Genomic DNA, 13,957 nt, shown 5'->3' with positions numbered 1-13,957 from the left:
TGACCTGGGGGGTGGTGCCACCGGGCCCGAGAGGCGCCGTTGGAGACGCTGATGAGAGGTCCGACTACCGCCCGGCCTGGTGCAACGCCCGGCCGCTTGCGGGTGGCAGGTCTGCATAACGTGGATGCGCGCACGACGCCAACGCCCCGGCCAGCACGCACGACATCCGTTCGGGAGGACGGCTTGTACGACAGCGACGAGATAGGCGTCTTCCTTGGCCTGGACGTCGGCAAGACGAACCATCACGGGCACGGGCTCACCCCGGCCGGCAAGAAGGTCTTCGACAAGCAGCTACCCAACACCGAACCCAGACTGCGGGAGGTCTTCACCAAGCTGAAGACCAAGTTCGGCACCGTGCTGGTCATCGTGGACCAGCCCGCCTCCATCGGAGCCCTCCCGCTCACGGTCGCCCGGGACACGGGTTGCCAGGTCGCCTACCTGCCCGGACTGGCCATGCGACGGATCGCCGACCTGTATCCGGGCGAGGCGAAGACCGACGCCCGCGACGCCGCCGTGATCGCCGACGCCGCACGGACGATGCCGCACACCCTGCGCTCGCTGGAACTGACCGACGAGATCACCGCCGAACTGACCGTGCTGGTCGGCTTCGATCAGGACCTGGCGGCCGAGGCCACCCGAACCAGCAACCGGATCCGCGGCCTGCTCACCCAGTTCCACCCCAGCCTGGAGCGCGTCCTGGGCCCCCGGCTCGACCACCAGGCCGTCACCTGGCTGCTGGAACGCTACGGATCCCCCGCCTCCCTGCGAAAGGCCGGACGCCGCAAACTCGTCGAGGTCATACGGCCCAAGGCCCCGCGCATGGCCGCCCGGCTGATCGACGACGTCTTCGACGCCCTCGACGAACAGACCGTCGTCGTTCCCGGCACCGGCACCCTCGACATCGTCATCCCGTCGCTGGCCCGCTCTCTCGGCGCCGTCCACGAACAGCGACGGGCACTCGAAGCCCAGATCGAGGCCCTGCTGGAGGATCACCCTCTTTCCAAGGTCCTGACGTCGCTGCCCGGCGTCGGCGTCAGGACCGCCGCCACACTGCTGGTCACCGTCGGCGACGGCACCAGCTTCCCCACCGCCGCCCACCTGGCCTCTTACGCCGGCCTCGCCCCCACGACCAAGTCCTCCGGGACCTCGATCCACGGCGAACACGCACCCCGCGGCGGCAACCGGCAACTCAAGCGGGCGATGTTCCTGTCCGCGTTCGCAGCCCTGCACGATCCCGCCTCCCGCACCTACTACGACAAATGCCGGGCCAGAGGAAAGACCCACACCCAGGCACTGCTCCGTCTGGCCCGACAACGGATCAACGTGCTGTTCGCGATGCTCCGCGACGGCACCTTCTACGAACCCAGAACCCCACGCCTCGCTTGACGAACGACATAGAGGCACCCCCCCCGCCGCGCCCGCCCCCACCGTTCGCCGCCACGGCCGCCCCCTGCCGCAGCCGCCCCCGCCCGCCGACCGGCACCACCACCGGCGCCGGCGGTGGCGCCGGTCGGCGGGCGGGGCGCTCCTGTGACAATCAGGGCCATGGAAAGCAGCAGCGCCACGTCGGGCGGCCGTACCCGCCGCGAGGCCACCCGGCAGAAGCTCTACGAGGCGGCCGTCACGCTCATCGCCGAACAGGGCTTCTCCGCGACCACGGTGGACGAGATCGCCGAGCGGGCCGGGGTCGCCAAGGGCACCGTCTACTACAACTTCGCCAGCAAGTCCGTCCTCTTCGAGGAGTTGCTGCGGCACGGCGTGGGCCTTCTCACCGCCTCCCTCCAGCAGGCGGCGGAGGGCGCGGCACGGGAGGGCGGCGGCCGGGTCGACGCGCTGGACGCCATGATCCGGGCCGGCCTCGTCTTCATCGACCGCTATCCCGCCTTCACCCAGCTGTACGTGGCGGAACTGTGGCGCACCAACCGGGCCTGGCAGTCCACGCTCATGGTGGTCCGGCGGCAGGCGGTCGCGGTCGTCGAGGACGTGCTGCGCGACGGGGTGGCGAGCGGCGAGTTCAGCGAGGAGATCGATGTGCCGCTGACCGCCGCCGCGCTGGTCGGCATGGTGCTGGTGGCCGCCCTGGACTGGAAGGCGTTCCAGCCGGAGCGCTCCCTGGACGACGTCCACGCCGCGCTGTCCAGGCTCCTGCAGGGCAGGGTGAGCGGCCTCCGCTGAGACGAGGGCGCCGGTGCGCCGTGGCCGCGTCGCCGCGGGCCACCACGCACCGGCGCCCCCTCCTGTTCCCCCGAACCCGTTCCCCCGTGTCCCCCGTTCCCCCGTCGGACCCCGTTCGGTCGGCTCCGGGCTCCCCCGTGCCTCGCTCCCGCCGACGCGAGCCGGCGGAAGGAGCGGTCCAGGGCGGCGCCGTTCCGCCGCCCCGTGTCGGCGGTGCCGGTGCCGTGCCCCTTCCCGTGCCTCCACTCTCTCGTCCGCGCAGGTCGGGGCCCATCCGCACAGGTACTCATCTCGCCGCATAGGTACAGGTACTCAGCCCTGCGCGCAGGTCCCCGGGCACCCGCCCCACCTGTTGCCGGCCGGCCGGAAAGCCGCTGGTCACCGCCCCCAGGGCCGGGATTGTCAGCGGTGGTCGCTAAAGTCGCGGGCATGGCAGGGATTGCGGTGATCGGCGCCGGGACGGGCGCGATGGCGGCGGCTGCCCGGCTGGCCGTCGCGGGCCACCGGGTGACGGTGTACGAGCGGACGGAGACGTACGGCGGGGCGGTGCGCCGCTTCGAGCGCGACGGTTTCGCCTTCGACACCGGTCCCGGCCTGCTCCCGCTGCCCGCGGTCTACCGCGACCTGTTCGTGAAGACCGGCAAGGAGCCCCTGGAGGACCGCGTCGAGCTGGTCCAGGTCGACCCCGCGGCCCGGCACGTCTTCGCGGACGGCACCGAGGTCTCCCTGCCGAACGCGTCCCGCGCGGGTGTCGTCGCTGCCCTGGACGAGGCGCTCGGCGAGGGCGCCGGACAGCGCTGGGGCGACTTCCTGGTCCGGGCGCGCGAGGCCTGGGACCGCACCCGCCGCCCCCTCCTCGAAGAGCCGCTGTGGCCCAACTGGCAGGTGCTCGCCGAGCGGGAGCCCTATCCGGCGGTGCCGCACAAGCGGCTGCTGCGCACCCGGCGGGCGGGCACGCTCGCGGAGGTCGGTGCCTGGGAGCTGCGCGATCCGCGCCTGGCCGCGCTGCTGGAGAGCCACGCCCTCGCGTACGGCCTCGATCCCCGGACCGCTCCGGCGAGCGCCGCCGTCCTGCCGTACATGGAGCACGCGTTCGGCATGTGGTACGTCCGCGGCGGGCTGCGCGAGCTGGCCCGGGCGGTGTACGAGCGGTGCGTGGCCCGCCGGGTCGAGTTCGTCTTCGGTGCCGAGGTCACGCGGATCACCGAGAAGGACGGCCGCGTGGCGGGCGTGGAGCTGGCCACGGGGGAGGCGGCGGACGCGGAGTACGTGGTCGCCGGTGTGGCACCCGGGACGCTGAGCGCCCTCACCCCCGGGGCGGCGCCCCGGGGCGAGGACGCGGTGCCGCCCCAGCGGGGCGTGCCGAGCCGGCTGACCGTGCTCCTGGCGTTGCGCGGCGGCCGTCCCGAGGGGACGGCCCACCGCACCGTCGTGCACGCGCGGGACCGCGACGCCGAGTTGGACGGCCTGTTCGGCACGGCTCCGGTGGCGGCTTCGGAGGCGACCGTCACCGTGCTGCGTCCCGGTGACCCGGCGCTGGTGCCCGACACCGCCCACGAGGCGGTCACGCTCACGGCCACGGTCCCGGCGGGTGAGACGGGCCAAGGCTCCGTGGAGGACCGTGTCGCGCGGATGATCGGCGTGGCCGAGCGTGCCGTGCCCGGTCTGCGCGACCGGTTGCTGTGGCACGAGGTGCGCACCCCCGCCGACGTCGAGCGGGTGACGGGCGCCGCGGGCGGCGCCGTGCCCGCACCGGCGCTGGCCTCGGCCGGCGGGCGGCTGCTGCACCCGGCGAACTCGACGCGGGTCGAGGGTCTCTACACGGTGGGCGGCTGGTCCCATCCCGGGGGCGGTCTGCCGCACGCCGGGATGTCGGGGGCCCTGGTGGCCGGACTCGTCGTCGAGGGCCCTGAGTTCCGCGGCTCCCAGTGAGCCGGCACGGGACCGGACGCCCGGCACGGGACCGATAGCCCGGCACGGGACCGGTGGTCCGGCGCGAGGCCGGCACCCGGGCGCGGCCAGGTGGTCCGGCACGTGACCCGAAGCCCGCCAGCGACCGATCGTCCGCCACGGTACCCTGAGCCCGGTGGGGAACCGGAAGCCCCGTGGGAACTCGTGAGCCCGTTTCAGAAACGGTACTGCTCGTCGTAGCCCGCGCCGTGGTGTCCCTGCCCCTGCCCCTGTCCTTGCCCTGGGGCGGTGCCGCCCTGGCCGTTGGCCTGGTACGGGTAGGTCTGCTCCGCCGGGAGTTCCCCGCCGTAGGGGTCGTCGGCGCGCTGCTGCGGGACCCACACACCGCCGGCCGGGGTCTCCCCGCCGTACCCGCCCGGGGCGTACGGCTCCTGGGTGCCGTAGCCCTGCTGGCCGTAGCCGCCGGAGTAGGGGGCGCCGTCGTAGGTCTGGGTGCCGATGTACGGGTCCGAGTAGGCGGCGTACTGCTGCTGGCCCGTGCCGTCGTAGCCGTAACCCTGCTGCGTGTACCCGGAGTAGTCGTACCCGTAGCCCGCGTCGGAGCCCTGGGCGGTGGTGGCGTACGGGTCCGGGGCAGTTCCGTCGGACGGGCCGGACTGGCCGCCGAAGTCGCTGTAGACGCCGTAGGAGCCGGTCTCGTCGGGCAGGGGCTGGGGCGCGTACACCGCCGTGGACTCGGCGGCTGTGGGCTCCAGGGGGCGGGCGGGGGTGAAGACGTCGTCGTGCTCGTCGTCGTCGCGCCCGTACGCCGGGCCGTCGTGCACGGGCCGGCCGTCCGCGCCCTCCGCGCCGGCCGGCCCCTCCTCGGCCGCCGGCTCGGCGGGTGCGCCGGCGACGGCGTCAGGACCTGCGGCGTCGGGGGCCGGGTCCTTGCGGCCGCCCCGGCCGCGGCGGCGCTTGCTGCCGGTGGCCTCGGCGCCCGGGTGGCGCACCGCCCAGCCCGCGACGAAACCGCGGCGGAAGGACAGCGTCACGAAGGTCTGCCCGACGGCGAACGCGATCGCTCCCAGGGCGATCACCAGGACGGAGGGCATCAGCACACCGAGCACGACGCAGAGGAAGCCGCCGAAGGCGAGCAGCCGCCAGCGCAGGCGTGCCTTGTACTGCAACAGCACCTCGCCGAGCAACCACAGCGCGACGCCGCCGAACGCGATGTAGAGGACCGCCCAGCCCATGTACGCCCCTCTCCCAGTGGTCGCTCCGCAGTGTGTCGTACACGGGTGCGACCGGTCTAGGCCTGCGGCGGGTGGTGCAGGCCCAGGTTCTCGTAGATTTCCAGTGTCGCCGTGGAGTTGTTGAGCGTGATGAAGTGCAGCCCGGGCACTCCTTCGGCCAGCAGCCGCGCGCAGAACTCGGTGGCGAAGTCGATGCCAATGGAGCGTACAGCGGCCGGATCGTCCTTCGCCGCGAGGATCCGCTCTTTCAGGGCGTCCGGGAAGGCTGCGTTGGTGAGGGACGGGATCCGCGCGAGCGTCTTGGCTCCGGCGATCGGCATGACCTCGGGGATGATGGGCGTCTCGCAGCCGACGGCGGCTACCCGGTCACGCAGCCGCAGGTAGTCCTCCGGGTGGAAGAACATCTGTGTGATGGCGTAGTCGGCGCCCGCGCGGCACTTGTCGACGAAGTGGCGGACGTCGGTCTCCCAGTCGGCGGAGCGCGGGTGCATCGCGGGGAAGGCCGCGACGCCGACGCAGAAGTCGCCGGACGTCTTGATCAGTTCGACGAGTTCGGCGGCGTAGCGCAGCCCGCGGGGGTGCGGCACCCACTCGCCCATCGGGTCGCCGGGCGGGTCGCCGCGCAGTGCCAGCATGTTGCGGATCCCGGCGTCGGCGTACTGCCCGATGATGTTGCGCAGGTCGGCCACGGAGTGGTCGACGGCGGTGAGGTGGGCGATCGGGGTGAGGGTGGTGTCCGACGCGATGGCCTCGGTCGCCTTGACCGTGCCCGCGCGGGTGGAGCCGCCCGCGCCGTAGGTCACGGAGACGAAGTCGGGCGCCACGGCCTCGACCCGGCGCAGCGCGTTCCACAGGTTCCGCTCGCCCTTCGGGGTCTTGGGGGCGTAGAACTCGAAGGAATACGTCGTCTTGCCGGTCGCGAGCATGTCGCGGACGGTGCGGGCGTGGTCCGACCTGGTGGATGCGGTGCCGAGGGCCATACCCGCAGGTTAGCCAGGGTGCGGCGGTCCCCCAACCGAACGCTGGTGTTTTGCCCGATTTGCCGACTTGTTGTCCACTCCGTGGACACTTCGGCGCATCGGCTCCCGGGCGCCCCGGTGCGCGCCGGCGGCCGGCCCGGTCAGGCCTGCCGCAGCCGCTTCGCGAACTCGGCCGCCGCCGCGCCCGGGTCGTCGGCCTCGGTGATCGCCCGCACCACGACGACGCGCCGGGCGCCCGCCTCCAGCACCTGGTCGAGGTTGCCGAGGTCGATGCCGCCGATGGCGAACCAGGGGCGGTCGGTCCCGAGGGAGGCGGTGGAGCGGACCAGGTCGAGGCCGGGCGCGTGACGGCCGGGCTTGGTCGGGGTGGGCCAGCAGGGGCCCGTGCAGAAGTAGTCCACGCCGTCCTGCGCGGCGGCCGCGGCGGCCTCGGACCCGGCGTGCGTGGAGCGGCCGATCAGGACGTCGTCGCCGAGGATCGCGCGTGCCGCGGGGACCGGCAGGTCGCCCTGGCCGAGGTGCAGCACGTCGGCGCGGGCGGCGTACGCGACGTCCGCGCGGTCGTTGACCGCGAGCAGCCGGCCGTGGCGCGCGCAGGCGTCGGCGAACACCGCGAGGTGCTCCAGTTCCTCCCCGGCCTCCATGCCCTTGTCGCGCAGCTGCACGATGTCGACACCGCCCGCGAGCACGGCGTCGAGGAACTCGGGCAGGTCGCCGCGGTCCCTGCGGGCGTCCGTGCACAGGTACAGGCGCGCGTCGGCCAGGCGGGCGCGGGCGGCGGCTGCGGCGGTGTCGGACATGCGTGGGTCCCCCCGTGATGGGTCTGCGGTGGTGTCGATGGCGTACGGGCCGCGGCTCCGGGGCCCGTACGGGTCCCGGTCCACGGCGGCGGTACCCGTACGCCGGACGAATGGTTCGGTCCGGGCAGCGGGCGGCCCTGCCGGCGGGCCGCCCTGTCAGTGGCGCCCGGGGTCAGACGGCGAGCGCCTGGGCGCGGCGCTTCACCTCCGTGCCGCGATTCTCGCTCAGGGCCTGTGCGGGGGTGCCGGGCAGGGTCGGGTCGGGGGTGAAGAGCCACTCGATCATCTCTTCGACCGTGAAGCCGTCGTCCCGCAGGAGCGTCAGGGTCCCGGACAGGCCCTTGACGACCTTGTCCCCGTCGATGAAGGCGGCGGGGACGTGCAGCGCGCGGTTCTCACCGCGGCGTACGGCGATGAGCTGGCCCTCCTTGACCAGCTGCCGCACACGCGTCACGTCGACGCCGAGCATCTCGGCGATGTCGGGCAGGGTCAGCCAGGCGGGGACGAGCGCATCGGTCTTCGCGTCAATCTCGGTCACGGGACAAGCGTGCCATCTGCCACCGGCACTCGGAAGCCGACCCCGTCCACCTGGGCGGAGACCGTCCGGCGAGCGGGCTACGCGGTGGCCGCCTTCAGCGGCCTCGACGGGTCCGCCAGCAGCCCCGCGTCCATCCCCGCACCGGCCTCGATCAGCCGTCGGCCCTGGGCGAGATCCCGCGGGCGGCCGACCGCCAACAGGGCGACCAGCCGGGTGTCGCGCAGCCAGCACACCGTCCAGGCCGGGCCGGAGGGCTCGCCGCGCCAGACGGTGGCGTCGGCCGCGGTGTGGTGGCCGGCGTACTGCACGAAGCGGCCGAACTGCTCGGACCAGAAGTACGGCACCGGGTCGTAGACGGCAGGGGTCAGGCCGATCACGTTGGCGGCGACCGTGCGCGGGCCCTGGAGCGCGTTGTCCCAGTGGTGGACCAGCAGGCGTTCGCCGTACCGGCCCGACGGGAAGGAGGCGCAGTCGCCGACCGCGTACACGTCCGCCGCGCTGGTGCGCAGGTGGTCGTCGGCGAGCACCTCTCCGCGCTCGCCCAGCTCGACGCCGGAGCCCGCCAGCCAGGCGGTCGCGGGGCGGGCGCCGATGCCGACGACGACGGCGCCCGCGGGCAGCCGTGACCCGTCGTCGAGCACGACCGCGCCGGGCTCGACGCGTGCCACCCGCGCGCGGGTGCGCAGCACGGTGCCGCTGTCGGTGTACCAGGCGGTCATCGGAGCGGCCACCTCGGCGGGCAGCACCCCGGCCAGCGGCCGGTCGGCGGCCTCCACGACCGTCACCGCGCAGCCCGCCTCGCGCGCGGCCGTCGCGAACTCGGCGCCGATCCAGCCGGCGCCGACCACGACGACGTCGTGCTGCTCGGCGAGGACCGGCCGCAGCCGTTCGGCGTCGTCCAGGGTGCGCAGCAGGTGCACGCCGGGGACGTCCTCCGCGCCGGGCAGCCGCACCGGCTCGGCGCCGGTGGCGAGGACGAGGACGTCGTAGGGGACGGGTCCCTCGGAGGTGTCGAGAACGTGCGCTTCGGAGCGGACCGCCAGGGCCTCGCAGCCGAGCCGCAGCTCCAGGCCGAGCGCCTCGAAGTCGACGTCGAAGGCGGACCCCTCGGCCTTGCCGAGCAGGACGGCCTTGGACAGCGGTGGCCGGTCGTAGGGCTGGTGGGGTTCGGCGCCGATCAGGGTGATCGTGCCGGTGAAGCCCTGCTCGCGCAGGGCGACCGCGGTCTGCACACCGGCCATGCCAGCGCCGGCGACGACCACGCGCCGCGGCTGAGCCGTGCCCTGTTCCTGCGTCTGCTCGCTCACCTGATCACCATAGTCAGCTGACGTTCAGTCAGTCAGGGGGCGTGCGGAGTGACGTGCTCCACAACGCCCGCCGCGTCCCTGTCACGCCGGCCGAGGCCGTGCCCCGGCCGCGATTCCCGGTCACGCCGGCCGAGGTCACGCCGCCCCCGACGGGACCGCGCCCCGCCCGCCGCCGTCAGTCACCCACCTGTTCCACCACGCTCGTGCCGCTCCCCGCCTGCGACTCCCACTCCCACGTCTCCTCCAACCGCACCCGCCCGTCGGGCAGTTCGACCACCGTGGAGACGCAGTGCCCCGAGGAGGTCGTGCCGTCGTGCTTGAGCTGGACGTAACGGAAGTCGAGCCGGTCGCCCTCCCTGGTGCCCACCAGGTGACCGCGGACGACGTCGCCGCCCGCGTACTCGGCCCAGATCTCCCCGCCCCGTTCGTGGTACGTGAAGCGGGTCCGGGTGCCCACCTGGCCGGGGGCCTGATCGGCGACGGGGGCGAGGACGAGACCGTCCAGCGAGGGCGGCATACGGGAGGCTCCCTTACAAAAGCGCTGCTCCAAGGACTAGGGTGGCCACCGTACAAGCACTCGCGGGAGCCCGGACGCACCGGGCTGAGAGGGAGGCTGGCGGCCTCCGACCGTACGAACCTGATCCGGGTCATGCCGGCGAAGGGAGGGGCTGGACGCCCATGTCGTTGCCACGTACGTCTGACGTCCTCGTCATCGGGGGCGGGATCATCGGGCTCGTGACCGCCTGGCGCGCGGCCCGGCGCGGCCTGTCCACGGCCGTGGTGGACCCCGAGCCGGGCGGCGGTGCCGCGCAGGTGGCGGCCGGGATGCTGGCCGCCGTCACGGAACTGCACTACGGCGAGGAGACGCTGCTCGGCCTGAACCTGGCCTCGGCCCGCCGCTACCCGGACTTCGCGGCCGAGCTGACCGAGCTGACCGGCCACGACCTCGGTTACCGCAGGTGCGGCACGCTGGCCGTCGCGCTGGACGCCGACGACCGCGCCCACCTGCGGGAACTGCACGCCCTGCAACACCGCTCGGGGCTGGAGTCGGAGTGGCTGTCGGGGCGTGAGTGCCGGCGCCTGGAGCCGATGCTCGCGCCGGGCGTGCGCGGCGGGCTGCGGGTGGACGGCGACCACCAGATCGATCCGCGGCGGCTGGCCGCCGCACTGGTCGTGGCCTGCGAGCGCGCTGGCGTGGTCTTCCACCGCGCCTGGGCCGAGCGGCTCACCGTCGAACGGGAGCGGGCCACGGGCTGCGTGCTGCGCGAGGGCACCGCGCTCGGCGCCGGGCAGGTGGTCCTGGCCGCCGGCAGCCTCAGCGGACGCCTCGCGGGGGTCCCGGACGACCTGCTGCCGCCGGTGCGGCCGGTGAAGGGGCAGGTGCTCCGGCTGACCGTGCCCCAGCGGTACGCGCCGTTCCTGAGCCGCACGGTGCGGGCCGTGGTGCGCGGCGGCCACCTCTACCTGGTGCCGCGGCTCAGCGGCGAGCTGGTCGTCGGGGCCACCAGCGAGGAGCTGGGCTGGGACACCACGGTGACGGCGGGCGGCGTCTACGAGCTGCTGCGCGACGCGCACGAGCTGGTGCCCGGCATCACCGAGCTGCCGCTGACCGAGACCCGCGCCGGGCTGCGCCCCGCCTCCCCCGACAACGCGCCGCTGCTCGGCCCGACCGGTCTGGACGGGCTGCTGGTGGCCACCGGGCACTACCGCAACGGTGTGCTGCTCACCCCGGTCACCGGTGACGTCATGGCGCACGTCCTGGCCACCGGCGAGCTGCCGGACGAGGCCCGTCCCTTCAGCCCGCGGCGTTTCCACGCCGCCCCCCTCACGGAGCAGCCCGCATGAGCACCCCCGTCCGCATCTCCGTCAACGGCGAGCCGCGCGAGTTCGCGCACGGCACGGCCCTCGACGCCGTCGTACGGACCCTGACCGCGGCGCCCTCCGGGGTGGCCGCCGCCCTCAACGAGACCGTCGTCCCGCGCGACCGGTGGCCCTCCACCGCTCTGTCCGAGGGCGACCGCGTCGAGATCCTCACCGCCGTCCAAGGAGGCTGAACCATGGCCGACGACCCCTTCGTCCTCGGTGGTACGTCCTTCACGTCCCGGCTGATCATGGGCACCGGCGGTGCGCCCAGCCTGGACGTCCTCGAACGCTCCCTGGTGGCCTCCGGAACGGAGCTGACCACGGTCGCGATGCGCCGGGTGGACCCCTCCGTGCACGGCTCCGTGCTGTCCGTGCTGGAGAAGCTCGGCATCCGGGTGCTGCCCAACACCGCGGGCTGCTTCACGGCGGGCGAGGCGGTGCTCACGGCCCGGCTCGCCCGGGAGGCGCTCGGCACCGACCTGGTCAAACTGGAGGTCATCGCCGACGAGCGCACCCTGCTGCCGGACCCGATCGAACTGCTGGACGCGGCGGAGACCCTGGTCGACGACGGCTTCACGGTGCTGCCGTACACGAACGACGACCCGGTGCTCGCCCGGAAGCTGGAGGACGTCGGCTGCGCCGCGGTCATGCCGCTGGGCTCGCCCATCGGCTCCGGGCTCGGGATCCGCAACCCGCACAACTTCCAGCTGATCGTGGAGCACGCGCGCGTGCCGGTGATCCTGGACGCGGGCGCCGGCACGGCCTCGGACGTGGCGCTGGCCATGGAGCTGGGGTGCGCGGGCGTGATGCTCGCCTCGGCGGTGACGCGGGCACAGGAGCCGGCGGTCATGGCCGAGGCGATGCGGCACGCGGTGACGGCCGGCCGCCTGGCCCGGCTGGCGGGCCGCATCCCCCGGCGCCACTTCGCCGAGGCCTCGTCCCCGGTGGAGGGCCTGGCCGACCTGGACCCGGAACGCCCGGCCTTCTGAGGCCGGCCGGCCACGCACCTGGGTCTTCCCCGGCCCCTCGCACAGGGAGGGGCCCCGGTCGCTGCCCGAGGGCGGGCCTCGCCCGCGCGCCCCGCGCACGCTCCCGGCTCGCCGCCCGCGCGCGTGGGAAGCGTCACAGGTCGGCTGCAGTCCCGCCGCGGAGCGCCGCTCGGCGGCTCGGGTGTCCGTGGCGGCTCGTAGACTCCCCTGCGTGGATACGACCCTTCAGGACCCTCTCGTCGGGCAGGTGCTCGACGGCCGGTATCGCGTCGACGCGCGGATCGCCGTCGGCGGGATGGCCACGGTCTACCGGGGCCTGGACACCCGCCTGGACCGGGTACTCGCCCTCAAGGTGATGCACCCGGCGCTCGCGGCCGACGGGTCGTTCGTGGAGCGGTTCATCCGGGAGGCCAAGTCGGTGGCCCGCCTGGACCACCCGAACGTGGTGCAGGTCTTCGACCAGGGCACCGACGGGTCGTACGTCTACCTGGCCATGGAGTACATCGCCGGCTGCACGCTGCGGGACGTGCTGCGCGAGCGCGGGGCGCTGCAGCCGCGGGCCGCGCTGGACATCCTGGAGCCGGTGCTCGCGGCACTCGGCGCGGCGCACCGCGCCGGGTTCGTGCACCGCGACATGAAGCCGGAGAACGTCCTGATAGGCGACGACGGCCGGGTCAAGGTCGCCGACTTCGGGCTGGTCCGGGCCGTGGACTCGGTCACCAGTACCACCGGCGCCGTCCTCGGCACCGTCTCCTACCTCGCCCCCGAGCAGATCGAGCAGGGCACCGCCGACCCCCGGGTCGACGTGTACGCGTGCGGTGTGGTGCTGTACGAGATGCTGACCGGCGCCAAGCCCCACCAGGGCGACAGTCCCGCCCAGGTGCTGTACCAGCACCTGCACGAGGACGTGCCGGCCCCGTCCGCCGCGGTCCCCGGGCTGCCCGTCGGACTGGACGAGCTGGTCGCGGCGGCCACCGCGCGCACCCCGCAGGTGCGGCCGCACGACGCGGTGGCGCTGCTCGCCCGGACCCGCGAGGCCCGGGCGGCCCTCAGCACGCAGCAGCTGGACGCCCTGCCGCCGCAGGCCCGCAGCGCGGAGCACGACAACGCGCAGGACCGCACGAGCGTGATCCCGCGCGCGCTGACGATGCCGCGCCCTCTGCCCGTCAACGAGGATGACGAGGACGCCGCGGCGGGGGCCGCGCTGCACCGCACCAGCCGCCTGGAGGCGCCCGCGGCTCTCGCGCCCCGGCGCCCGGCCCGGCGGCCCCGGCGGCTGGTGCTGACGGTCGTCGCCGCCGTACTGCTCGTCCTCGCCCTGGGCGGGGGCGTCTGGTACATCAACTCCGGCCAGTTCACGAAGGTGCCGCCGCTGCTGGCGAAGACCGAGGCGCAGGCCCGCGAGCGGCTCAGGGACACCGGTCTCGACGTCAAGGACGTCAAGCACGCCTACAGCGACACCGTCAGGCGCGGCACGGTCATCAGTACGGACCCCGCGGCGGGCGCCCGGATCCGCAGCCACGACTCCGTGACCCTCACCGTCTCCGACGGCCCGGAGACGGTGAAGGTGCCGAACCTGAAGGGCCGCCCGCTGGACGAGGCCCAGGACCTGCTGGGCAAGGCCGGGCTGGAGCCGGGCATGGTGAGCCGCGCCTTCAGCGAGGACGTCGCGGCGGGCTCGGTGATCAGCACGGACCCCGGGACGGGCACCGCGCGCCACGCGGGCTCGGCGATCGCGCTCGTCGTCAGCAGGGGCCGCCCGGTGGACGTGCCGGACGTCACGGGCGAGGACCTGGACCAGGCGAAGTCGGACCTGGAGGACGCGGGCCTGAAGGTGACGATCGCGTCCGAGCAGGTCAACTCCGAGTTCGACAAGGGCGAGGTCGCGCGGCAGACGCCGGGACCCGACGGCAAAGTGGCCGAGGGCGACACGGTCACGCTGACGCTGTCCAGGGGCCCGGAGATGGTCGACGTCCCCGACGTCACGGGCGACAGCGTCGACGACGCGAAGAAGGCGCTCCAGGACGCCGGTTTCCAGGTCGAGGAGGACCGCGGGCTCCTCGGTCTGTTCGGCGACACCGTCAAGAAGCAGTCGGTGCAGGGCGGCGAGCAGGCGCCGAAGGGCTCGACGATAAAGATCACCATCAGGTGACGAGACG

The 13,957-nt window shown here is 74.0% G+C and carries 13 protein-coding genes and 1 riboswitch; of the genes, 7 read left to right on the top strand and 6 right to left on the bottom strand.

What is annotated here, in order from left to right; all coding sequences use genetic code 11:
- Positions 1 to 183 precede the first annotated feature (183 nt).
- The 3 genes from AC6I72_RS23360 (at position 184) to AC6I72_RS23350 (ending at position 4,107) form a co-directional block, all read left to right on the top strand.
- On the top strand, positions 184 to 1,386 hold the full coding sequence (locus AC6I72_RS23360; RefSeq protein WP_498003165.1) for an IS110 family RNA-guided transposase: 1,203 nt from the start codon (positions 184 to 186) through the stop codon (positions 1,384 to 1,386).
- Between the two features lie 159 nt (positions 1,387 to 1,545).
- On the top strand, positions 1,546 to 2,175 hold the full coding sequence (locus tag AC6I72_RS23355; protein WP_037863471.1) for a TetR/AcrR family transcriptional regulator: 630 nt from the start codon (positions 1,546 to 1,548) through the stop codon (positions 2,173 to 2,175).
- A 429-nt stretch (positions 2,176 to 2,604) separates the two neighbouring features.
- Positions 2,605 to 4,107 carry a phytoene desaturase family protein gene (locus AC6I72_RS23350; RefSeq protein WP_498003164.1) on the top strand — a complete coding sequence of 501 codons (1,503 nt, stop codon included), beginning with the start codon at positions 2,605 to 2,607 and terminating at the stop codon, positions 4,105 to 4,107.
- Between the two features lie 194 nt (positions 4,108 to 4,301).
- On the opposite strand, the gene AC6I72_RS23345 is transcribed toward AC6I72_RS23350, so the two are convergent.
- The 6 genes from AC6I72_RS23345 to AC6I72_RS23320 form a co-directional block, all read right to left on the bottom strand.
- Positions 4,302 to 5,321, bottom strand: coding sequence for an SCO2102 family sporulation regulator (locus AC6I72_RS23345; RefSeq protein ID WP_498003163.1), 1,020 nt, complete (start codon positions 5,319 to 5,321; stop codon positions 4,302 to 4,304).
- Positions 5,322 to 5,377: 56 nt separating this feature from the next.
- A complete protein-coding gene (gene metF, locus AC6I72_RS23340) occupies positions 5,378 to 6,301 on the bottom strand; it encodes a methylenetetrahydrofolate reductase [NAD(P)H] (RefSeq protein WP_498003162.1) in 924 nt (307 codons plus the stop codon).
- A gap of 140 nt (positions 6,302 to 6,441) precedes the next feature.
- Positions 6,442 to 7,101 carry a thiamine phosphate synthase gene (gene thiE, locus AC6I72_RS23335; protein WP_498003161.1) on the bottom strand — a complete coding sequence of 220 codons (660 nt, stop codon included), beginning with the start codon at positions 7,099 to 7,101 and terminating at the stop codon, positions 6,442 to 6,444.
- A gap of 172 nt (positions 7,102 to 7,273) precedes the next feature.
- Positions 7,274 to 7,639 (bottom strand): Rv2175c family DNA-binding protein, encoded by a 366-nt coding sequence (locus tag AC6I72_RS23330; RefSeq protein WP_037863461.1) that lies wholly within the window; start codon positions 7,637 to 7,639, stop codon positions 7,274 to 7,276.
- A gap of 77 nt (positions 7,640 to 7,716) precedes the next feature.
- On the bottom strand, positions 7,717 to 8,946 hold the full coding sequence (locus tag AC6I72_RS23325) for an NAD(P)/FAD-dependent oxidoreductase (protein WP_498003160.1): 1,230 nt from the start codon (positions 8,944 to 8,946) through the stop codon (positions 7,717 to 7,719).
- A 175-nt stretch (positions 8,947 to 9,121) separates the two neighbouring features.
- The gene (locus tag AC6I72_RS23320) at positions 9,122 to 9,463 is read right to left on the bottom strand and encodes an avidin-fold protein (protein WP_037863459.1); all 342 of its coding nucleotides are present in this window, start codon (positions 9,461 to 9,463) and stop codon (positions 9,122 to 9,124) included.
- Positions 9,464 to 9,515: 52 nt separating this feature from the next.
- A riboswitch (TPP riboswitch) is annotated at positions 9,516 to 9,627 on the top strand.
- Here AC6I72_RS23320 and thiO point away from each other — a divergent pair.
- The 4 genes from thiO (at position 9,625) to pknB (ending at position 13,950) form a co-directional block, all read left to right on the top strand.
- A complete protein-coding gene (gene thiO, locus AC6I72_RS23315) occupies positions 9,625 to 10,791 on the top strand; it encodes a glycine oxidase ThiO (protein WP_498003159.1) in 1,167 nt (388 codons plus the stop codon). It overlaps the preceding riboswitch by 3 nt.
- Positions 10,788 to 11,000 carry a sulfur carrier protein ThiS gene (thiS, locus tag AC6I72_RS23310; protein ID WP_498003158.1) on the top strand — a complete coding sequence of 71 codons (213 nt, stop codon included), beginning with the start codon at positions 10,788 to 10,790 and terminating at the stop codon, positions 10,998 to 11,000. The genes thiO and thiS overlap by 4 nt, the downstream gene beginning before the upstream one ends.
- A gap of 3 nt (positions 11,001 to 11,003) precedes the next feature.
- Complete coding sequence (locus tag AC6I72_RS23305) at positions 11,004 to 11,798, top strand: thiazole synthase (RefSeq protein WP_037863451.1); 795 nt, start codon at positions 11,004 to 11,006, stop codon at positions 11,796 to 11,798.
- 211 nt (positions 11,799 to 12,009) lie between these two features.
- On the top strand, positions 12,010 to 13,950 hold the full coding sequence (pknB, locus tag AC6I72_RS23300) for a Stk1 family PASTA domain-containing Ser/Thr kinase (protein ID WP_498003157.1): 1,941 nt from the start codon (positions 12,010 to 12,012) through the stop codon (positions 13,948 to 13,950).
- The last annotated feature ends 7 nt before the right edge of the window (positions 13,951 to 13,957 follow it).

This window comes from Streptomyces sp. Xyl84 (genome assembly GCF_059731885.1).
This window is presented reverse-complemented; position numbering and strand designations above follow the sequence as displayed.

Coding starts and splice junctions, on each gene's coding strand:
- AC6I72_RS23305 (WP_037863451.1), top strand. CDS start 11,004: ATGGCCGACGACCCCTTCGTCCTCGGTGGTACGTCCTTCACGTCCCGG.
- AC6I72_RS23345 (WP_498003163.1), bottom strand. CDS start 5,321: ATGGGCTGGGCGGTCCTCTACATCGCGTTCGGCGGCGTCGCGCTGTGG.
- thiE (WP_498003161.1), bottom strand. CDS start 7,101: ATGTCCGACACCGCCGCAGCCGCCGCCCGCGCCCGCCTGGCCGACGCG.
- thiS (WP_498003158.1), top strand. CDS start 10,788: ATGAGCACCCCCGTCCGCATCTCCGTCAACGGCGAGCCGCGCGAGTTC.
- thiO (WP_498003159.1), top strand. CDS start 9,625: ATGTCGTTGCCACGTACGTCTGACGTCCTCGTCATCGGGGGCGGGATC.
- AC6I72_RS23355 (WP_037863471.1), top strand. CDS start 1,546: ATGGAAAGCAGCAGCGCCACGTCGGGCGGCCGTACCCGCCGCGAGGCC.
- AC6I72_RS23350 (WP_498003164.1), top strand. CDS start 2,605: ATGGCAGGGATTGCGGTGATCGGCGCCGGGACGGGCGCGATGGCGGCG.
- AC6I72_RS23320 (WP_037863459.1), bottom strand. CDS start 9,463: ATGCCGCCCTCGCTGGACGGTCTCGTCCTCGCCCCCGTCGCCGATCAG.
- metF (WP_498003162.1), bottom strand. CDS start 6,301: ATGGCCCTCGGCACCGCATCCACCAGGTCGGACCACGCCCGCACCGTC.